At 32.9% G+C, this 23,072-nt stretch carries 17 protein-coding genes; 3 read left to right on the forward strand and 14 right to left on the reverse strand.

Annotation, left to right across the window (positions count from 1 at the left end; translation table 11 throughout):
• The 13 genes from ABYI63_RS15080 to ABYI63_RS15140 all read right to left on the reverse strand — a co-directional run.
• The coding region (locus ABYI63_RS15080) for an SDR family NAD(P)-dependent oxidoreductase (RefSeq protein WP_372757477.1) at positions 1 to 372 on the reverse strand (372 nt) is incomplete at its 3' end.
• Positions 373 to 421: 49 nt separating this feature from the next.
• On the reverse strand, positions 422 to 1,705 hold the full coding sequence (locus ABYI63_RS15085; protein ID WP_372757479.1) for an MFS transporter: 1,284 nt from the start codon (positions 1,703 to 1,705) through the stop codon (positions 422 to 424).
• A gap of 45 nt (positions 1,706 to 1,750) precedes the next feature.
• Complete coding sequence (locus ABYI63_RS15090) at positions 1,751 to 2,455, reverse strand: FadR/GntR family transcriptional regulator (RefSeq protein ID WP_372757481.1); 705 nt, start codon at positions 2,453 to 2,455, stop codon at positions 1,751 to 1,753.
• Positions 2,456 to 2,529: 74 nt separating this feature from the next.
• The gene (locus ABYI63_RS15095) at positions 2,530 to 3,441 is read right to left on the reverse strand and encodes a polysaccharide lyase family 7 protein (RefSeq protein WP_372757482.1); all 912 of its coding nucleotides are present in this window, start codon (positions 3,439 to 3,441) and stop codon (positions 2,530 to 2,532) included.
• Between the two features lie 10 nt (positions 3,442 to 3,451).
• Positions 3,452 to 4,342 carry a PKD domain-containing protein gene (locus tag ABYI63_RS15100; RefSeq protein ID WP_372757484.1) on the reverse strand — a complete coding sequence of 297 codons (891 nt, stop codon included), beginning with the start codon at positions 4,340 to 4,342 and terminating at the stop codon, positions 3,452 to 3,454.
• Positions 4,343 to 4,361: 19 nt separating this feature from the next.
• Positions 4,362 to 5,843 (reverse strand): RagB/SusD family nutrient uptake outer membrane protein, encoded by a 1,482-nt coding sequence (locus ABYI63_RS15105; protein WP_372757486.1) that lies wholly within the window; start codon positions 5,841 to 5,843, stop codon positions 4,362 to 4,364.
• 31 nt (positions 5,844 to 5,874) lie between these two features.
• Positions 5,875 to 8,994 (reverse strand): SusC/RagA family TonB-linked outer membrane protein, encoded by a 3,120-nt coding sequence (locus tag ABYI63_RS15110; protein ID WP_372757487.1) that lies wholly within the window; start codon positions 8,992 to 8,994, stop codon positions 5,875 to 5,877.
• Between the two features lie 797 nt (positions 8,995 to 9,791).
• A complete protein-coding gene (locus ABYI63_RS15115) occupies positions 9,792 to 12,080 on the reverse strand; it encodes an alginate lyase family protein (RefSeq protein ID WP_372757489.1) in 2,289 nt (762 codons plus the stop codon).
• 349 nt (positions 12,081 to 12,429) lie between these two features.
• Complete coding sequence (locus ABYI63_RS15120) at positions 12,430 to 14,667, reverse strand: heparinase II/III family protein (protein WP_372757491.1); 2,238 nt, start codon at positions 14,665 to 14,667, stop codon at positions 12,430 to 12,432.
• Positions 14,668 to 14,676: 9 nt separating this feature from the next.
• Positions 14,677 to 16,980, reverse strand: a complete 2,304-nt coding sequence (locus tag ABYI63_RS15125; RefSeq protein WP_372757493.1) for a chondroitinase-B domain-containing protein — start codon at positions 16,978 to 16,980, stop codon at positions 14,677 to 14,679.
• A 42-nt stretch (positions 16,981 to 17,022) separates the two neighbouring features.
• Positions 17,023 to 17,967, reverse strand: a complete 945-nt coding sequence (locus ABYI63_RS15130) for a sugar phosphate isomerase/epimerase family protein (protein ID WP_372757495.1) — start codon at positions 17,965 to 17,967, stop codon at positions 17,023 to 17,025.
• Positions 17,968 to 18,082: 115 nt separating this feature from the next.
• The gene (locus ABYI63_RS15135; protein ID WP_372757497.1) at positions 18,083 to 19,096 is read right to left on the reverse strand and encodes a T9SS type A sorting domain-containing protein; all 1,014 of its coding nucleotides are present in this window, start codon (positions 19,094 to 19,096) and stop codon (positions 18,083 to 18,085) included.
• A 298-nt stretch (positions 19,097 to 19,394) separates the two neighbouring features.
• Positions 19,395 to 20,966 (reverse strand): glycerol-3-phosphate dehydrogenase/oxidase, encoded by a 1,572-nt coding sequence (locus ABYI63_RS15140; RefSeq protein ID WP_372757505.1) that lies wholly within the window; start codon positions 20,964 to 20,966, stop codon positions 19,395 to 19,397.
• Positions 20,967 to 21,604: 638 nt separating this feature from the next.
• Between ABYI63_RS15140 and ABYI63_RS15145 the strand changes: the two genes are divergently transcribed.
• The 3 genes from ABYI63_RS15145 (at position 21,605) to ABYI63_RS15155 (ending at position 22,956) form a co-directional block, all read left to right on the forward strand.
• Complete coding sequence (locus ABYI63_RS15145; RefSeq protein WP_372757499.1) at positions 21,605 to 22,084, forward strand: hypothetical protein; 480 nt, start codon at positions 21,605 to 21,607, stop codon at positions 22,082 to 22,084.
• A 27-nt stretch (positions 22,085 to 22,111) separates the two neighbouring features.
• Entirely contained in the window at positions 22,112 to 22,363 is a 252-nt protein-coding gene (locus tag ABYI63_RS15150; protein ID WP_372757501.1) for a hypothetical protein, read from the forward strand.
• A 95-nt stretch (positions 22,364 to 22,458) separates the two neighbouring features.
• Positions 22,459 to 22,956: a hypothetical protein gene (locus tag ABYI63_RS15155; RefSeq protein WP_372757503.1), complete on the forward strand. Its 498-nt coding sequence runs from the start codon at positions 22,459 to 22,461 to the stop codon at positions 22,954 to 22,956.
• 21 nt (positions 22,957 to 22,977) lie between these two features.
• Here the strand turns inward: ABYI63_RS15155 and ABYI63_RS15160 are convergent.
• Positions 22,978 to 23,072: integrase core domain-containing protein (locus ABYI63_RS15160; RefSeq protein WP_372757475.1), on the reverse strand; the 95-nt coding region annotated here is incomplete at its 5' end.

A 23,072-nucleotide genomic window follows, 5' to 3' on the forward strand; every position in this document is an offset into this window, starting at 1 on the left:
TCTAGATGCAAAAAATGTTGAATCTAAGTTTAAAGCCATTACAAATCTGTAAAATTCAGTTGTCATTTCTTCAAATCTAGATCTGCCTCCTAAACCTCCTGCATTATTTACTAAAAGGTCAATTTTACCGTATTTGTTTCCAATTTTATTGATATTTTCAGTTACTTCTTCGTCTTTTGTAACGTCAAATCCATAATATTCAGCTGGGATGCCTAATGCAGTAAGCTCTTCTACTCTTTGTGCACCGGCTTCATCTTCGATTCCGTTTAAAACTACTGTGTATCCGTCTTTCCCTAATCGTTTCGCTACTTCGAAACCAATACCACCAGTTGCTCCAGTGATTACGGCTACTTTTCCATTTGAATTACTCATACTCTTAATTTTTGGTTTTAATTAATTTTTACTTTTATAACTATATAAATTACTCTACTGACTCAATGTTTTTTGCGAAATAGTAAATTGCACCTATTCCCAGAGGTACAAACACTGCTATGGCAATAAATATTGGAGTATAAGAAACCTCGGCAATAATAGGAACTAAAAAGTTCATAATAATTACTGAGAATACGCCTATCATACCACCTAATCCTGCTAAAGATCCTACAGATTTTCCGCTGAAAAAATCACTTGGTAAGGTTTGAACATTACTAATAGCAAACTGGAAACCGAATAGCACTACAAATACAATAGCAACAAAACGTTCTGCTGTATTTCCAATAAGAATAGTAGCAATAAGACCAATTAACATGATAATTCCACCTATCAGGATTGTTGTTTTTCTTCCCTTATCTATTGAGTTAGTTTTCGCAATAATTCTACCTGAAACATAACCTCCAGCGATACTTCCTACAGCAGCACCAACATACGGTACCCACAAGAACATACCTACTTCTTTTACATTGAAGTTATAGGTGTCGAATAAATAAATTGGCATCCAACCAACAAACAACCACCAAATTGGTTCTAAAAAGAAACGACCTACTACTACTGCCCATGATTCTTTGTATGACAAAATTTGTTTCAAACTTAAACCTTTAGTATCATCCGTAGCATTTTGATCGGCTTTACTTTGTCCTTCTAAAATATATTTTTGCTCTTCTGAAGTAATCCAAGGGTGTTTTTTTGGTCCTGCTTTATTAATTAACAACCAAGGAATAATCCATACAATACCGAAAGACCCTATAACCATAAAGGTAACTCTCCAACCAAAAGCAACAAACAAAGCTGCTATCATTGGTGGCGCTACTACAGAGCCAATAGAAGCCCCTGCGTTAAATAAGCCTTGTGCGATAGCACGTTCTTTAATTGGGAACCATTCGGCATTACTTTTTACACCACCTGGCCAGTTTCCTGCCTCAGATAAACCTAAAGTACTCCTAAAAAATGCAAGTGAAAACAGACCTCGTACTGTAGAGTGCAGGAAGGATGAAAGCCCCCAAACACCAATACTAATAACGTAACCTAATCTAGTTCCAACCTTGTCAAATAACTTACCTGAAAACAGTTGACCTAAAGCATAGGCAACCATGAAAATATTAAGAATGTAACTATAATCATTCTTTGTAAGTCCTAATGAATGGGAAATAGAGCCTTCTAAATCTTGACTTCCCCACATAATGCCTAAAGCACTCCTATCAATATAGTTTATTACTGTTGCCAGAAATATTAAACCAATGATAAACCAACGCAATCCTTTTAATTTCATATTTATAATTTAAGTTAATGGAAATGAATATTTTATGCCTTTAATTTATTTTATATTATAACAATATTGATATAATGTTTTGAAATGTATTTTCATCACTTCCTTTGCCAAGGTTGGATTTTGACTCTTTATGGCCTCATAAACGGCCGTATGTTCTTCAATTCCTGACTTGGCTAAATCGTCACAACACACATGATATTTTGCGAAATTTGTGATGATTTCAGGGGTAATAGAAAGCATAAACGTATTTAAGGTACTATTTTTACTAGCCTTTGCGATGGCTAAATGAAATAGCAAATCCTCTTGTACCGCATTTTCATTATTTAACACTTTACTTGTATACGCATTAAGAGCCTCTTTCATTGCAACCAAATCTGCTTCAGTTCTTCTTAATGACGCTAACTTTACCGATTTTAATTCTAATAATATTCGGGTTTCAACAAGCGATTTAAAATCTGGTCTTCCTAAATCTAAAATATCATTTATAATACCATCCATAGCAATAACGCCTACATCGGCTAAAAATGTTCCACTTTGTGGAATGCATCTTAATAACCCGTAGAACTCTAACTTTTGGATAGCATCCCTTACCACACCCCTACTAACCCCAAATTTTTCAGAAAGCATACGTTCTGAAGGTAATTTATCATGAGGTTCTAGGTTTTTGAAATGAATTAAATTTCGTATTTTATCAATCACCTCATTTTGAAGCACTTGATTTTCGTTAAGTGATAATATCTCTAAGTTCATACCATATTAATTAAATTGGTTTCGGGGTCGGTAATAAATGATAAATATCGGAATCCAATGCGGATCACCTATGTTTAATGCTTAACTTCTAACTCGTAATATTTCACACGAGCGAATGATCCTTTATCTCTTGATTGAAAATAATTCCCTGCTTTAAAATAGTTTTCAAAAACGCCCCATTTTTTAATATGGATATCTTCATAAACCTTGTACTCATTCCCATTAAGAACAACCACCATCTTACCATCAGACACTTTAACTTCTAATGTAAATTTTCCAAATCCTACTTCTTGTTCAAAATTAAAGCCCTTATCATCATCCCATGCTTCTTCATGTAATAACGCATCTCCAGAGGTGCTTATGTTTTTCAACACTTTTGTTTTAACACGAATTTTTCCATTTTCCCAATAAATTTTTAGTATTGGTGGCGCATTATTATCTTTTTGACCTATCAAATCGCGTTGTGCATCCGTTAAAATACCATGTATTTGCATAATAATTACTCTATGATACTTACCGTTTTCATCTTTAGAGACATCGCCTATAGAAAGGGTTCCTTTCATGTAAGCACCTTGTGCAAAGGTCCAGTTTACTTTATTGTTCCCTGGTACCATTTGCTCTCTTAATTCAGAACGTGAGTATTTGGTATTGGCAGTAGTAGCATTACTTGGGTATGCATAAAACACCAAAGCACCACTTGTAGAATCGTTATACATATATGGTATAAGACGCTCATCAGTTGCATAGTTTAAAATTGCAGGTGGTTGAATATTCATAGCACTACCCTTTGCATTTAATTCTGGTGTTGTTACACTCCAGTGGCTTAAATCTATTTTTGGTAATTTGTACTTTTTCTTCTTTTTATCCTGCTTTTCTACCTTAGATTTTGCATCTGCAACACTACTTGCCTCATCTTGGCAAGTAGCGTTAACAGTTACAAATACTATTATTACAAATGATAGTATATATTTTAAGGAATTTACCATATTAATCAATTTATTGATTAACAGTTATTGTAAACGTATCAATATAACATTCATCTAGTTCGTTATAGAACAAAATTGCCACTCTTGAATTTGAACCAGAGTTGAATGTGATAGAACCTTCTAACAATGCTCCAGTATTTTCAGGCGATTCTACATAAGTTGCAGAAGCACCAATAAGTGTATTGTTTGTAATTACATCATTATCGAATGTTGTAATTGTTAAAGGTTTTACTATTCTCACATAAAACTTACCTGTTTGGCTTGTTTCTTGATCTCTAAATCTATATTTATACTTCAAAGTAAAACTTGCATTTGGAGTGATATCGAATTCCTGATACCCAGCTCTCGAACCATCCTGAGGTAGTTTACCTCCTCTGCCGCCTTCCATGTAGCCATTAGAAGTTGTTGTTTGCATAGTTCCTCTAAAAGGTGCCTTCCAAGAATTCTTTTCAGCATCAACATCGAAATTAGGGTGAACAATAGTCGGAGGTAACACTGGTGGCACGTCTGGTTTCACTACTTCAACAATAGCCGAAACTGAGTTTGACTGACCAAGTTTATCCGTAGCTGTTAAAGTAACAGTGTAAGTCCCTTCGTCTGGAAATGTTCTTGTTGCTTCTAATGTTGTAACTGTAGCACCTCCATCACCAAAATCCCAAACATAGTCTGTTGCACTTGAAGATGTGTTAGAAAACGTATAAGTTAAATAATCTAAGGTCTTTGAAGCTACAAAACTAGCTACAGGTGGTTTTAAATCTGCTTTTGACCCTGCTTCTGGCAAATCAAATGATAAAGAATCAATAGTAGGATCGCAAGCCGTAACTGAAACACCAGCGATAATTGCCAAAGCAACTAAACGGATTCCAGATACGCATTTTTTAAAATTACTAAATTTTTTCATGTCTAATATTTTTTTTTAGTTATTGAAGGAAACCTGGATTTTGATACATCTCGGTTCCACTACTTCTACTTAGATTTATTTCATTTTGTGGAATTGGCAATAATAAATCAGTAGATTGGAAATCAAAATTATTTGCATCTGAATAGGCTTGAAGTACTGATTGGGCAGCTTTGAAACGTAACAAATCAAAAAATCTGTGATTTTCAAAAGCTAACTCAACACGTCTTTCGTCTAACAACTCTGCTTTTTCAATTTTATCTACACCCAGAGTTTTAGTTGGCATACCAGCACGAGATCTTACTTTGTTAAAAGAAATTAAAGCTGCGTCTGCTTGAGTCTCATTTGCACTACCCATGATAGCCTCAACATGCATTAACAATACATCTGACAAACGTAAAACGATCCAGTCATTACCAGCATTTCTTGGGGTTCCTGGAAACACATTCCCATTTACACCACCTGTATTACCTTCTGGTAAATATTTAGTTACTTGATATCTATTAGTACCTGTAACTGTAAGAGGATCTAATCTATATGAATATTGTGTTCTATTGCCTCCCATAGCATCTAATGCTGCTTTAACATCTGTGGTCGCATAATTTACACCACTTGAAACACCAACAGCATTCAACCATTCTGAAGAGAATAATTGACTTTCACCATCAAGACCTGCTTGGTAACCAATAGCCCAAATAACTTCACTATTACCTTCTGAATAAAATACATTATAGAAGTTTGATTGAAGTGATAATGCCGGGCTAGAGCTATTTATAACCTCTTCACACAACACTTGTGCTTTAAGATATTCTGGTGACTCTAAAGACAAATATACTTTTGCTAACAATGATTTAGCCGCGGCTTTTGAAGCTCTGTTTTTAGATGTTCCTGTTACACCAGCTACTGCTGTCTCTAAATCAGAAACAATCAAATCGTAAATTAAATTTTTATCAACTCTTGTAAATTGAATTTCTGTTTCAGTTGGTGAAATCACACGATCAATTAGCGGTAAATCGCCAAACAATCTAACTAAATTAAAATAGGCATAACCTCTTAAAAACTTAGCTTCCGCTTCAATAGCTGCTGCTTGATCTGGGTCCGTTACAACACCCAAGCTTCCTAATATTACATTTGCTCTGTAGATAACTTGAAAATAACTAGAGTAGTAATCTCTAACAAATAAATTGGTGGATCTTAAGGTATAATTTTCAAACTGACCCGCATCTGACGCATCTTCACTATCAGGTGTCTTCGAACTGGTATTGTCACTTCGCATTTCGGTAACATAAAATTCATATTGAACACCATGATTTAAATCTCTATCTCTATCCGAACTACCTTGAATAGCATCATAAACACCTAATAATCCTGTTTCTAACTCAGCAGCAGTTGTAAAATAATTACTGGTTGTTAGACTTGACGATGGAGCGGGCTCCAAAAAATCGCTACAAGAAGACAGAAAACTTCCTATTAAAATGATAGCGATATAATTTTTATATTTCATAATAGTATTTGTAAAATCGTTAAAAAAATAATTAAAAATCTAAATTTAAACCAAGAGAGACTGTACTGTTAATAGGTGACCCTCCTAATTGATACCCATACTGTGTAGGACTAGCCTTATCAATAGCTTCTGGATTCCATCCTGTATAATTATCAGCTGTTTTATATATTAAATTTTGACCCGTTGCATAAATTTTTAATCCGGTAATACCAAATTTAGAAATTACATCTTTTGAAAAATTATAACCAATATTAACATTTCTTAAAGCAATATATGAAGCATCTTGCACCATACTACTAGTGTAGTATTTGTTGATTAAAAATTGTTGATTTGGTGCAGTTTCACCTAGTGAATTAGCTACAAGAGTAACATTATTATTATTACTGAACATATAATGATCGGCAAGGTTTCTAATTTCAGCTCCATGAGATCCTTGGAACATGAAAGATAAATCAAAATTACCGATACTGAACTCATTTGTAAAACTCCATATTAATTCTGGATATGGATCTCCTAAAACCGTTTTATCTTCATCATCTAAAACTCCATCACCATTTAAATCTTTCACATAAACAAAACCAAATTCTGCACCAACGTGTCTGTACGGTCTATCTCTAAACTCAAGAGGCACTTCTTTATCTACAACAAAACCATAGAATAATGAAATAGGTTGACCTTCAATGTTAGTCCACTCTGGTTGTACAGAAGGTGTTCCGTTTTGCGTGATTTGACCTGCTGAATCAGCAAAATCAACTAAAGTATTTTTATTTGTAGTTGCTAAAAGCGTTGTATTCCATTTAAACTTTTCGTTAGAAATGTTTTTAGTTTTCAACTCAAGCTCCCAACCTTCATTTTTCACTTCACCTAAGTTCACTAAAGCAGAACCAAATCCTGTTGTAACTGAAATTGGGTTAGGTAATAATAATTGATCACTAGTTCTTCTATACCAATCAATAGAACCTGTTATTTTATTCTTTAAAATACCAAAATCTAAACCTGGGTTAATCTCAATTAAACGCTCCCATTTTAATTCAGGATTTGCAACGTTTAATGCCGAGAAACCAGTAACAATACTACCGTTATCAACATAAGCTGAAGGCGCTAATAAAGATAAGTAAGGATAATAATCAATTAATATATTATCTGAACTTAATGTAGAAGTACTTCCTTGAGAGTCTGGATCAACAGAACCTGTATTCAAACGGTCGTTACCTGTTACACCGTAACTAGCTCTAAACTTAAGGTTGTTAACAAAACTGCTTTCTCTTAAGAAATTTTCTTTTGAAATATTCCAACCGATAGATGCAGCTGGGAAATTACCGTATTTGTAATCAGAACCAAAAATAGAACTTCCATCACGTCTCATACTGAAAGATGCTAAATACTTACTATCGTAAGCATAGTTAATCCTTGAAACGTATGAAATACCTCTTTTTTGCCATTCAAAAGCATCACCAGTTCTGGTTGTTGCTCCAGCAATTTGTTTTACAGCATCGTTCACATAACCTGTTCCTGTAATTGTTGAAAAGAAAAAATTTCTAGATTCAATAGAAGTACCAAGTGTAGCTCCAATATCACTTTTTCCAAATGATTTATTATAATTGAAGAAGTTATCAAAAATTACATAATTCTCTTTTTGAACAATTTCTTCCATATAAGCCAATGAAGCTTGTTCTCTAGCCAACGTTCCTAAATAATCAGTTCTTTTGGTATCATTAAAAGACCCTGATAATGTAGAACTAAAGTTTAAACCTTCAGTAATGTTATATTGACCATAAAAACTTCCGTATAACTGAAACTTTTTATCTTCTCTATCACGCTCATTAACTCTAGCGTATGGATTTTGGTTACTACTGTTACCAATATTAGCAAGGATATCGTTAATACCATCATCACCTAGTAAATCAAATACTGTAAAATGATCTTGTCTTGCATAATCACCAACTTGTAGGTAGCTATAAGGACCTGCTTGGTTAACAAAACGAAGTGTTTCTTCAGTATGATAAATTGGCAACCAAGGTTGATGTCTTGCCACGTTATAAATACTTTCTGAAAATCTTACTCGTTCCGTATAAGCAGGGCTAAAGTTAGCTCCAATTTTAAATTTATCATTTATTTCACTATCAACTTTAATTCTGGCACCATACTTTTTAAAGTTATCACGCAACATTACACCTTCATCATTTGAATAATTCAAACTGGTAGTAAATTTTGTTTTATCATTTCCGCCTCTTACAGAAATAGCATGGTTGGTAATAGTACCATTATCAAAAAACACATCTTGCCAAGCACGATCTGTACCTATTTGAAGTTGCGCTTTTGTATATAGTGATAATTCTAAACCTGCATCTAACTGTTTTTGTGCCCAATCTGCAGTTGTAGTACCGTAAGCTTCACTTTTTCTAGCAGTTTTCACACCTGTAAATGTGCTGTAAGACACTCTAGTTTTTCCTGAAACCCCAGATTTCATGGTAATCATGATAATACCATTCGATCCTTTCGAACCATAAATAGAAGAAGACGCAGCATCTTTAAGTACTTCAAATGATTCAACGTTATTCATATTTAAAGACCCCAAGAAACTAGAGTCAACAATAATACCATCTACTACGATTAATGGTGTAGAATCACCTGCCATAGATCCAACACCTCTAATTGTAATGGTAGGTGCAGCACCTGCCTGACCATCTGTCGCTTGTATGTTAACCCCCGAAACTTGACCAATTAAAGCATCATCAACCCTCGATGTTGCAATTTGATCCAAACTTTCGTTTGTTACTTTAGAAATAGCACCTGTTAAGTGACTTTTCTTTTGAACACCATAACCAATAACAACAACTTCATCTAAAGTTGCCAAATCTTCTTTTAAAGAAATAGAAAGTGTTTTTTGGTCTTTTATAACTACTACTTGAGTTACAAACCCGATATAAGAAAATTGAAGTGCATCTCCACTTTTCACATCAAGTTTAAAGGCACCATCAAAATCTGTTGTAGTACCTTTGGTAGTATTCATTACAATAACATTTACCCCTGGAATAGGAATATTATCTGTCGCAGAAACGACTACACCAGTTACTGTCTTGTTTTGTGCAAATACCGCTATACTGAAGAGCAATAAAGCAACGAGAGCCAGCTTGTTTTTTAAATTCATGATTAATTGTTTAAAGTTTTTTTTCGATTTAGTTTTTTGCTGTGCCATTTACATGCTTATAACACAACTTATTTAAATATTCACCCTTCAAAACAACCGGTACCTCAACAATTTTTAGTAAATTTGTTAAGCATGTCTCAATAGAGTGTCAACATGTATTTTATTTTACTTCCAAGCTAAAAAGAAGTAATTTTTGAAAAAAAGGATAACTACGAATTATCCTTTTTTTTATGTCATTAACCATAAAAAGGACAACTAAAAATGCTATCCTTCCTTTTTTTCACTTAAGCAATAATGAGTAAAAAACTCTTTATTACGACCTACCAGATTGGTCAACCAATTTGGTCAACCAAAAATACATAAAATTCCAATACCAAATTTTTTTTTGATAAAAATTTTCAATCAAAACAGAAAATTTAACATTTCTCGGTCGCTTTTAAGAACAATACTGCAAAAACAACCTTGTAAACAGACTAATTCTATCTAATAATTCTCCTTTTTTCATTAAAAAAGCGCCTTATATTACCTGAGAAGTAATATGGAATAAATCTATAGTTTCAAGCAACCTAATCTCGTTTGAAACAGTTAGTCCAAATTCATCACTTAGAACAGTGGTAAATCGTGAATAATAACAACAAAAAGGCACCTAGATTTCAAGAATTCTTGGCATCAAAAATGATTACACAATCACAAATCTATCAGTACCTTTAACCAACAACTATGAAAATATGTTTAAGATTTAATGTTCATTTAAAAATTATTTACTCACACAATACAACTTTTAGTTGTTCTAAGTTTTAAATTTTAATTAAATGAAAAGCACCTACCCATTCATAGGTTTTATCTTCTATTTTAATTTGATGTTTACTATCTTCTGCATTATCTTTTTGCGACAATAAAAACAGGCTATTCCTGTTAGCTGCATTTTCTATTTGTACTGCTATATAAGCATCATCACTAAATACTATTTTAAGGTTTTTTACTGCACTGAATGCGTTTATCGCAATTTCGCTAACTGGATCGTAGTGTCCGTGAGATTCCAATAAGGACACATAGTAAGTATTCTTTGTGTTATTCTTTCTTATAATAAAACCTGGATCGTTTCTAAGGTTGAAATCTGGGTCATTGGCTCCTATTCTAGTGAAAATTAATTCATCTTCATTAGAAACCACAGAAGTAAGCGTATAAAAACGTTCCTTATTAAACCATGATAATTTAGCGTTTTCAGAATCTGACTTACCTTCACCTAAATTCCATAAATGCTGATAACCATTTTTAGTTCCCAAAGGTTTTAGTACTTCTGGTGCATTATATTTGAAATTGGTAGACATGATTTGACCTAAATAGTAATATGGAAGATCATATTGATTTTCAGTTTCTGAATCCACTTTGATAATATCTAAAAGATAAGGATTTTCAAAATCATCTTCTTTAATTATTGTCAATGTTCTATGCAGCGATGTACCCGGATACGCATTAGTTTCCGTTGCACTAATAACTTGTACTTTTGGATTCGAAACATCGAACACGTATTTTTCAGAATGATGCGCACTACCCGTTTCAAAACTTCCTCCGAAATGAGAGCCTTCATTTTGGTTAATCGTATTATGAGCAATGGTTTGTTTTGCCCAGGTAGTGTTTTCCTTTAAATAATTTCCTCCACCTTTTTGCTGAATATTTACAAAACGAGACATACCATAATCTTGTATAACCTCATTCCCTCCTTCATAATATGAAAATGATAATTTATCAAAATGACCATGACTTAAACCATGAGCAGAATATTTCATTACCAATGTATAGTCATCCTTCGTTCCTGGCGCACGCAAAATAGCAACTCCACCTTCATCACCATCTTTTCCATCCGTTAAGTTAATTGATTTTTTAATGAATGGTGTCGCCAAACCATCACGAACACCTATAGCAACAGCCAAGCCTGTATCGTCTAATAAAACTTCTCCCTGATCTTTTGCTATGGAAAGTAAATCGGTTGGATTACCTCCAAAATAATAACCAATATTTACTGCTGACACTAATTCTCTTGAGAAATAAGACATACCCTTTTGCCCATCATTTAACGGAAAGAAGTTGCCTTCAATATCCGTTAGATTAAGCAAGGTATTTATCGATTTTAATAAAACACCATCTTTATATTCAAAAATTTTAAGTTCTGGTTTTACATTTTCTAATGCTTCAGCAAACACTAAAAATGGGTACATGGCATATCTTTGATAATAAGGCCCTTCAGTATAATAACCATCTGGTGAAAAAGGTTCTTCTAAATTAGCTAAGAAACCTACTTTTTGTCCTTTCTTCTTAATAAACCCACCATCATTATCTTTTGCGTTCGGATCAATATTATCTTTCTTCAATCCATACAATGCTGTTTCTAATAATTTAGCATCATCCATTACTAAAGCAATCATTCCAACTGCAACATTTCCCCAAGTACTGTGGTTGTGTACGCGATTATAAAATTGTGGATTTTCAACAGATATAAATTTAGCAAATGGTCTAAAAAGGTCTTTTTCTAATTGTTTACGTTCGTTTTCGCTTAAATAATTGTAAACACAATCGTAAGCCTGACTTACATACACTAACCAGTTTGAATCATTCAAACATTGCCAAAACAATTTACCTCGTGCATAGGAACGCGTTTGTGGATGCACCGGAAGCGTTGGATAAATCTTCGCATATTCAAAAAGTACATCTTTAACATATTTAGCATAAGTTTCATCATCCAAAATCTGATACAGAACACCCGCCTTTTGTAAAATTAGAAAGTTCTTTTTATGGCGCTCATGAGTGTAACCTCCCGAAAAATCTTTAGGTATTGGAACTTCAATTCCATTTAAAATCTCAGCATCAACCTCTGCCTTAACTGTTGCCAAAGTTTTATCAAACAAAGGCACCGTTCCTAACTGTGCTTTAATTTTTTCTACACCAGATTTAGTTAAAACTAAACTGGGGTGTTCTTGTTTCTTTGATTTTTGTTTTCCAGCAAGAGCTTTAGACTGTGCATTACAAGAAGCCGTAATTAAAAATATAGCTACTAATGAAATTTGAATTTTGTTCTTTAAAAACATAAGTTAGTTTCAGTGATTTAAAAGATTTTGAAAAAAAAGGACTTACTGTAATAGTATTCTGAAAACCAAATACTAAAACGCCTTTTATATTAATTTATTGAAAATGTACTATTTAATTATTTACAAACCAAAATCTGTTTTCCCAATTTAAAAAAACTGGTTTACCAGATTGGTTAGCCAAATATAAGTCTAATTAATCATTTGACAAATGATTTAACTGTTAAATGATTAAAATTCTTGAGATACTTTATAATTCATTTAGAAAAAAAATGTGATAATGACTCATTCATGCATTTAAAATACTAAAAACATTTAGAATTTAATCAGATTCAAAACAACTTTATCCGAATTAAAATACTGTAAACACCTGCCCTGGGTTTAGAGTAACGGTTTTCAACTTTTTGTTATTAGTCAAATTGCATTCCACTTTATTTTCGGATACTAATTGAATTGAAAAATTATTTTCCGAATACTTTATAACTACATCCACTTCCTCAGAAAACGAAGCTTTAATATTATTCAATGCCAAGCCTTTGATTGAAAAAAAAGCTGATAAATCTCCTTTCGTTAAACTTAGTGGCTTAACTCCACTTAATACCCAATTTGAATCATTTACTTTCCAACCTTTTAAATTCGGGTTTATTTGATCTTCATCTATACGATCATCAAATTTTTTAAATGGCACAATGGCTGTTATAAAACTAAAAGTAGATTTTTCTTTTTTGGAGATTATAGACCATTCTTTACCTCGTGTACCTGATGTTTTTACATCATCGGTAGCTACTAGTTGGTAAATGTCACAACCAGAGCCATCATTAAATGTAGAACGAAGTAAATTAGGTGCTTTCTCAAAAGTATAATGTCCTTGCCAAATTTGTTTATAATCGTGGGATTCATTGGATTTAAAATTATCCTTTATTACCCAAAAATCATCCTTTAAGTAAATAACTTGTCTAGTATAGGTAACTCCAATGTTTTCAAAACCATCATGACTACCCACATAAACATCTATATTATTATTCGAGCTCCAAGCTATAGTTTTGGGCTTCGGTAAATTTGAAAACTTTCCAAAACCACTACCGCCTTGGTTACCTGCGTAACCTTTTCCTTGTAGCTCGTCGTCTACTAAAGCCACGTTTTTCACCAATGAATTTTTAAAAAACTCATAATCTTTAAGCGGATACCTTACTTGATAATTTGGTAATATAACCTGACCGTTTGACATGGCTTGTACCCCCAGCAAATCGCCATGTTGATGGTCTGGTTTGTCGACATCTAGTCCGTTTGATATGGCCATCATTTTATCATCCTGATTCCAACCTTGCCGCATAATATAATAACCTGTTTCAGGAAATACCACAGATTTAAACTCAGGAACCTTTTTTTGGATATTGTCTAACATTTTCAATTGTGTATCTTTTAGATACCAATACATATCAGACTCCACAAAATTATTAGCAAAATAACCCATTTCCAAATCTGCAAATAATAAATACCCCAAAGTTAAGGCTCCAGAAATATTGTTCTTTTCTGCCCAAGGCTCATTGGTATCGTCTGAAAATACTGGTGCCGATTTATCTGGATATGCAATTTTAGTAAGTGTAACAAATAACGATTTTAATTTGTTCTCCCAAAAAGCATCAACATTCATATTACTATTTCGGGCTAGCTGATACACATAATAATAATTATCAATATCACTTATATGATAATGAACAGAGCGCTCAAACTGAAATCCATCTTTATTAATTTCCTTGGTTAAATGCGCTTCCAACAATTGCATAGAACGTTCATACCACTTATCTGAATCTTTAAAATCTATAAACAAAATAGACAGCATGGCTAAAGCCGACATCCCTCTCGTTTGATGGTTTCCAGGAACAAAACTAGCATTCGTTTCATAGAGATTGGAGGCATGCTGTAACAAGGTGGCAATAGTTACTAATTGCTCCTTATCAGAATATCCCTTTTCTCCCAAAAACATATTATGAATCTGCAACCAATTTAGCACCCGATAACCAGATCTAAACGCTTCATAAACCCCATTACCATCTTCTATCGTTTCATAACTATTAGTTGCTAATGCTTTGTTTAATGATTGTAATTGATTTTTAAAATAACTTAAATAGGCATCCTTTTTATTCTGATAATTATAGTAAAAGGCAATATCCAACATTTTGTGTTGACGTGCCAAATGTCGCAAGGCATAAGCATTAACTGGCAATCCGTTAGAATAATTAAAGGGTAACTTCCATTGTGCGAAATCAGGAAACTTTGAAAGATGATCCAATGCCCTTTCGGCATGACTATTTTCTGCCTCTGGATAAGCTGTCTTATAAGCTATAAAACGGTCATTAAAATTTTTCCAATCGTAAAAATAACGCTCGGAAAATTTTTCTCGAAAATATTTTGCTAATTCGGCATCTGAAATATTCTGAACACCACCCAAAACACTCTGAACTTCCGGCTTTAAATAAGCCTGCAACTTAAAAGTTTCTATAACTGAATCAGATGGAATGTTCTGAGAAACACCAATTTCAAAACACAAAAAACAACTAATTAGCCATGTTAATTTAAACCAATTCATCTATTTGCTTTAGTACATTAATTTTAAAGCTAAATTTTGAACCACCTCAATAACACCTGAATTTTCAATTGTATTTTCACCAGGCTCCTGTCCTTTTTCTCCCCAAAGAATTGCAATTCGTTTTACTGGATTATTTTTAAATGTATTATTTGAAAACTCAACGTTAACAATACCTCTGTTTTTAATTAAGATATCATCTTTTTCAGATTTTGCTGAATTTGTAAACGTATTATTCTCTAAAATTAAATTACCACCTATGGTCGATTCATCGTAACCGCCTCGATAATAATCCAAAACAACTTCATCAATATTATCAAAAGCACTATTTTTAAATATTACGAATTCTGCATTATAATCACCTCCATCGTTTGTCTCCTTATTCAACATAAAGCCACGTTCACAATTTTTAATAGTGGAATTAGCTACTAAAACCGTATCGGCAAAGGCTCCTTTTGATACCTCTAAAACGGATTTGAAATTTTTAACCTCAACTCCATCTAAAAACAGGTTGAATGCTTTAGACATATTTTTATCTAAAGTAGTAAATGTGTTTTGAGATTTATTTCCAGTAAGCACAACATCCTTTAAAGTCAAACTTCCTTTTGGCTGCATTTCAAAAGCAGTTTTAGAAGATGAAAATACCAATTCTGCTTTGTTATCTTTCTGAGCCGAAACCAAGGATATATTTTTATTAATTGGCAAATTAGATTTTAAACGATAAACACCACCTTTAAGTGAAATGACATCTCCTGAATTCGCTTTGCTAAGTGCTTTTACAAGTGCAGATGCAGATGAAACATTGTGAGTTTTAGCTGCAGCATTTCCTTTGTTAGCTAAAAACCAATCTGTTCCATAATCAGATTTAGTGAACAAGGTTTCTGCTTTTACAGGATTTACAAATGCACCAATGCTATTGTTATTCGACGTTCTTTCTTTTCCAAATAAATCTTTATTAATAGTTTCAAAATCGAAACCAGCATAGGTATCATTAATATTTTCTTTTAAAACATATAAGTTGTTAGACTTTTTTTCAACTGAAATAGATTTTGTTTTTAAACCATTCGGCTTAACCTCACTATTATTTTCGTTATTAATAATATTATTTTTGAATTTAACACCATCCACTTTATCATAATTTGCTATCGGGAATAAATCAGCCTCCTCATTATAAATAAGATTATTGGCAACGATAACACGTTCTGGTCTTTCTGAACGAATTTCAGATGGAGGCAATACCTCCTTTTGACTCACATTAGAGCCTACACTAAATTGCCAAGGTGATTTACAATTTACAAACGAATTATAGGCAATAACGGCATCTGTTACTTGATTATATCTGTTTAATGGCGATTTCGGTATGCCATTCATTACAGCTAAAGCACTTCTAAATTCTTTACCTTGTATTTTATAAAAATAATTATTAGTTATCCAATGGCCCGTATTTATTACACGAATACCTCCAATAAATTTAGAGTTATCATTACCGATAAATACATTACCATCAATAGTAGCATAATTTCCATGTCTTAACACCAAAGACCCTTCACTTTCAAAAAAAACATTATTTCTAAATTCGTTAAAGTTGGATTTACTTGAAATAATTTCAATTTCACCATTACAACGATCAAATAAATTATTAGCTACCAAGGTGTGAGATGGTGTCATTGACGTTTCACTGTTACCCAATTGAATAGTTTCACCGTGAGGCCCTCCTTTTCGCGGACGTGGTCCAAAATGATTATTAACTATTTGGTGATAATTATAAATATTTTCATTTCCATCTAAACGAACCATAATGGTTGGTCCGAAATTTGATTTCCCCGCAAGATAAGAGTTACTCAGCTCATTATGCCTACCCCAAAACTCCACCCAATGATCGCTCACATCTCGGTCTGGCTGTGTAAATTCTTCAATAACACATTGGGTAACTTTACAATGATTTGCAATAGAATCGTTATTAATTTTAAATTGAATAAGATTTTTAGTAGGAGTGTAACCGTTCTTAAAATATAACCCATCAACAATTAAATAACTTCCTCCTAGTTTCAAATTAGAAACGCCTTCAATGGTAACCTTTCCTTTAGTTTCGGCGGTTAAGGTAATTGGTTGTGTTTTGGTTCCTTTGCCATAAAATTCAATTTCCACATTACTCCAAACACCATTAGCTAGCACTATATTATCCCCAGCTTTGCTTTGTTTAATCGCTTTATTTAATTCATTAATATTCGCGACTTTAATGTTATTTGTTTGAGCTTTTAGGGTTGATACCATTAAAAATGTTAACAAACCTGAGATTAATACGATACGTTTCATTTGCATTTATTTATTCTAATTTTTATTCTGTAATTCTATTATCTAAGCGTTCTTCCATAATTTTTGCACTTTCTGCAAATCACTTTTCATGGCATCGAACACTACTTTCTTATCAACTGTTATTTCTTGATTACCCTTTTCGGCACCACCTAAATCATATTCAAGATGCAGAGAAACTGGTGGTTTTAAATTATATTGTTTTAGCAGTTTAAAGTATTTGGTAAAATCCACTACACCCTCACCGATAGGTACGTTAATTGCCTCTAATTTACCATTAACAAGACCCCATTTAAAATCTTTTAAAACCATCACTTTTATATGGGGGTACAGTAATTTTAATCCGTTTTCCCAAGAATAGCCACCTTCAACCATGGCATGTCTAATATCATATTGTGTGCCAAAATAATCTGGATTAACGCTTTCTAGAATTTTTTTGATCTCCCAGTAGGAAGCACCAACGCTTGTACCTGCATGGTTTTGGTAACAGCCAACCAAACCTAGTTCACTGTTTAAATCGCCTAACTTTTTTATTTCATTTTGATAATTTAATAGACATTCCTCCATCGAAATATCTTCTTTGTACTTAAACCAATTGGTTCTGTAAAAGTTAATATTTTCTGCGGAAGCTGCTTTTAATATATCAACATCCAAGGTATTTTTTACACTTTCGATGCTAGTAGTAATCATTTTACAATGAACGCCGCTAGCTCTTATGGCTTTAACGGCTTTAGGAAGATCCTTTTTTACTAATTCGGGCAACACATGCCCTTTTGGGCGAACGGTTAAATCAACTCCAGAAAAACCTAATTCCGCAGCCATTTCCCCTGTAGATTTATAATCTAAAAACTGTAGATGTTTTGAAAAAACACTAACATCTAAAACATTAGGCTCATCATCTTGAAAAAGATTAGGTAAAGGGAATGTAACAAAAGGTAAAAAACCTGTTGCACAAGCAGTTTTTTTAATGAATGTCCGTCGTGATGTCATTTAGTTTAGTTTGGTTTTTTTATGAACTAAAGATAATTAAAATAAAATGCTTTAGTTTATAGAAATTAAAAAGCCTTATAATTTATAAGGCTTTTATTTAATTCTTATTTAAAAATTAATCAATCAAAATCTTTTTAGTTGTACTACTACCCTCTGCACTTACTTTCAACAAGTACATACCTTTTGATAAATCGGCAACATTTAATTTATTATCAATTAATGTTGTTTGAGATTTCACTTTTTGACCCACTACGTTATAAAGTTCAACTGAAGATATCTTAACGCTGCTAGACTCAATTGTAATATTATCTTTAACTGGGTTTGGATAGATGTTTAATTTTGATGCTAAAACATCTTTTGTAGACAATGATGCTGTTGTATAAAGCTCTATATTATCATAAAACACGTCATGATTACCATCAACAGCTTTTGGAGCTCTAATATAAATAACTACAAAATTATTTGTGGCTGTAAATGAAAATGAATTTGTAGTAAATGTATTCATCTCACTTGAAGAGTTGCTAGGGTTATGATCATTATCAATCAGTTTATACCCATCAACAGTAGAGCTAGTACTAGTAAGCCCAACTTCATTTTCAATTTCAGTGTTTAAAATAAATACTTCTGAAGTAACTTGTTCGGCAGGGGTTGAAAACACGAACTCCGAACGAGAATCAATAAAAAAAGTATAATTAACTCCAATTGTAACAGGTACACGCTGATATAAACGACGAGTAGGTGAATACAACTTTACACCTCTACCTAAACCAGCCTTAGGACCATATTTATTACCATCACTTGTAGAACCTGGTTGCTCATTTGAGTCATTAGGAGTAGTTGATGTCGCCAACCATGTATCTAAAGCCGTGTTATTCCATCCATTTGGATTATTGGTTGCATCGTATCTATAAGGACTATCTACTCCAACACTATTGACAACGTCAACAGTACTTGGGGGTGTCATATCGAACGCATCGGCATTATCATTAACATCGATAGTATGATTTTCAAGAGCGCCATTCTTCACTAGGTTAGTCTGACTCCATCCCAAGTTAAAACACAAACAAAATACCAATAAGATATAAAATTTGTTAGAGTTTCTGTTTGTAAAAAGTAAAGTTTTTTTCATAATAAAAGAGTTTTAATAGTTTGTTATTAATTTATGTTGCCCATAAATTAGTTGGTATTAAAAGCAGACCTTGGGGATCTGTGTAATTGGTTTACCAGATTGGTTTTCCAAATGTAATTATTATTTTTTAAGTTACAAAACATTTAACATAAATCAGAATTGGATTATTATCTTTTTAAATAAAAAAAGCTAAAACACACGAATTATCCGACAAAATACAAACTGTTGAAAAAAGTTGTTGAAAGTTATAATAAAACGAAGAAACAAAAACCCTAAAAATTAACGTAAACCACTAATTTTAAACACTATAATTGCGAGCAATTTGGTTAAAATCTTTAATCTGACCACTAATCCAATCATCGCTTTTTTGAAGTTCTTTAGCCAAAATTACCGCAACAACAGGCGCTATTTCCATTGCTACTTTCGCATCCAAAAACAAGACTCTAACTCGCCTTGATAAAACATCATCAACGGTTCTGGCCATTTCATTTCTAATAGCCCAAATTACTTCTGCCTTCGTAAATTCTAAATCTGGATGTAGTTTTTCACGATACTCCGGCACGTGGATCTTTAAATCTATTAAAGCTTTCTGGTCACTACCATAGATGTATAAACGATTCGACCTATCTACATCTCCTTTAGCTCCATGAATTAATAAATTCTTTGTTTTGCATTTAGAGACTGGTAGTTTCTTTAATGCTATGGCTTTGTTTAAAGTATCTTGCGCCATTCGCCTATAGGTTGTCCATTTACCTCCTGTTATAGATATTAAACCCGAATTCGAAATGATAATTTTATGACTTCTTGAAATTTCCTTTGTCTTTTTTGACTTATCACCCGGAGCCACTAAAGGTCGTAATCCCGCAAAAACACTCAAAACATCGTTTTCAGTCACCTGTTTTGTTAAATACCTATTCGCAGTTTCCAAGATAAATGCTATCTCCTTTTTTAAGGCTAAAGGCTCTAAACTATAACTATCAACTAAGGTATCGGTAGTTCCAACAACAATGCGATTATACCAAGGTACAAGGAAAAGCACCCTTCCATCGCTTGTTTTAGGAATCATGATTGCATCATTTCCAGGCAAAAATGACTTATCTAAAACCAAATGCACGCCTTGACTTGGCTGAATTCTTTTTTTAGCGGCCGCATCATCCATCTTTAATATAGCATCTGCAAATACCCCAGTAGCATTTATAACCACTTTTCCATTTATGCTGTAAAGACTTTCTGTTTCTACATCTTTAACCTGAACACCATTAATTTTACCTGAATCATTCTTTAAAAGATTTTCGACTTTAAAATAATTTAAAACCGTTGCACCGTGTTCTATGGCTGTTTGTGCTAGATTTATTGCCAACCGCGAATCGTCAAACTGACCATCGTGATACACAACACCCCCTTTGAGTTTTTCTAATTTTACAGTATGCAAACGAGAAATGGTTTCTTCCTTTGAAATACGATGGGAGGCACCTAAACTTAACTTCCCTGCTAAAAAATCATAAATTTTTAACCCGAAAGTATAAAAGAAATGATCCCACCATGAATAATTGGGAATAATAAATGATTGGTTACCAACCAAATGTGTTGCATTTTTATACAATACCCCTCTTTCATACAAGGACTCCTTTACCAAATCTATATTGCCTTGGGCAAGGTACCTCACACCACCATGTACTAATTTGGTGCTTCTACTCGATGTCCCTTTGGCAAAATCCGATTGTTCCAACAGCAAGGTGCTATAACCACGTGTTACACTATCTAAAGCAATCCCCAAACCTGTTGCACCCCCACCTACAACTATAACATCCCAGAGACTTCGGGATTTTAATTGGTTAACTAACCTCGTTCTATCAAACAAATTTTTGATTTTATCTTTTTAATTACTACGAAATTTAATCCATTAAAAATATAAAACCAAATAATTGCACCGGTTACTTTTTTAAATTCATTTTGAAGGATAAAAAGTGAATAAGTGAATTTAAAAACCAATCAGATTTCATGCTTTTCTAAAAAGAAAAACCTATAAATCATTAAGATTTACAGGTTTTTGATGTTGATTGATATACTATCTTGTCGGGGTGGCAGAAAGACCTTCCTTAACTTAATTTTTTAATATTCGAATAGTTACAAATATATTTACGCTTTGGTAACCGAATAGGTAACTTATTTAACTAGATCTTTTGTTTTATTTTGATACTAAAATACGTTTTTTTAAATATATAATTCCAAAATTATAAGTTCAGTTCTTGTAATGTCCAAAACAATTATTATTACAATCTCATTCAATATGTTTTGGTAAGATCGACAAAACCAAAGTTCCTACAGGTTATATCTAAGAATTTGGCATTCGTTTTAATGAAATTGAAGCCTTTAATGAAGTTTTCGCTTCCAATAATCTGGTTGATGAGAAACCCAATGACAATTTTAACCTAAACATAACACTAATTACGGGTTTCCCGCAATCAAAATCCAACCCAAATCTGTACTTTTAAAATAAGAAATATTATGAAAAATCTACTAATAATTTTAGCAATTACATTAGGCTTGTCTTGTTGCAAAAATGATGATGACACTCCAAAAAACCCAATAGACCAATTGCCCCCACCAACACAAACTGGAGAGAACACGTTTGGTTTTCTTATCAATGGACAACCTATATCCATAACAAATAGTTCGCAAATGGCGGCTATCTATCAAGGTGGTTTTATACAGTTTGGATCTGGTGGAGTTTATATAGTTCTAGACGAGCCTTTTGAGATAAATAACAATTATAATTTAGTTGGCAAAGTAAGATATGTAGAAGACAATGGGCAAGAGTCTTGCTATTATGATTTTAATGATTCTTATGAAGGTTTTGTTAATTTTTCCCGAATAGATAAAACAAATTTCATTGTATCTGGCTCATTTGAATTTTCAACTGTAACGGATAATTGCGAAATAGTCAATATAACTAATGGTCGATTCGATATGCAATATATCCCATAATGTTATTAATTTAAAAATCAATCAATCATGAAAAAATTATTCATTTTCACAATCTTTGTATGTGCTTTTTTTCAAAGTTTTTCGCAAAACAATGACTATTACAACCGCATGCAATATGTTTTTGGCAACATTGATAAAACCAAGGTTACCACGGGTTATCTTAAAGAATTTGACATACGCTTTAATGAAGTGGAAGCCTATAGTGGTGTTATAGCTACCAACAATTTGGTTGATAAAACCCAATGGCAATCACTTTATGCCATGCGTGTGGGTAAGTGATAGCTTACAAAAACTTAACCTTAATTATGGGAAAACCACAATTTAAATTGTATTTAATTTCTTAATTTTATATAAAAACAATTAAAACAAACCCCATGAAAACACTTATAACACTTATAGTTTACAGCCTAATGCTTATGGCAGTTACAAACTGCAAAAACGATGATGATACTCCCACAAACCCTATAGATCAACTCCCTCCGCTCACTCAAACTGGTGAAAACACCTTTGGTTATTTAGACAATGGTAACCCTATTAGCATTACTAATAGTAGACAAATTACTGCCATATATCAAGGAGGTGGAATTCAGTTTGGAGCGGGGGGGGTTTACATAGTTGTATTAGATCCTTTTACAATTAATACACCATATTACTTTAAGGGAATTGGAGAAGGTATATCCAGAGCAAAATTTACAAAACAAAATCAGGGGACCGAAATCTGTTACTATGAATATATTGACACATACGAGGGGTATGTTACTTTTTCGAAAATAGACAAAACAAATTATATCATCTCAGGTACATTTGAATTTTCAACGGACACTGACAGCTGTGAAATAGTCAATATAACCTGTAAGCTTCCCCTTTTTTAGAGCCAATCAAAAATAGAAATTTCAACTGATTTTTAGTGTTAAATATTCCATAGGCGATTTATTATTTAAAGCTTGATGTGGTCTGTTATAGTTATAATCATAAACCCAGTCATTAA

Origin of the sequence: Mariniflexile sp. (assembly GCF_041583155.1) — a bacterium.
Classification (GTDB): domain Bacteria; phylum Bacteroidota; class Bacteroidia; order Flavobacteriales; family Flavobacteriaceae; genus Mariniflexile.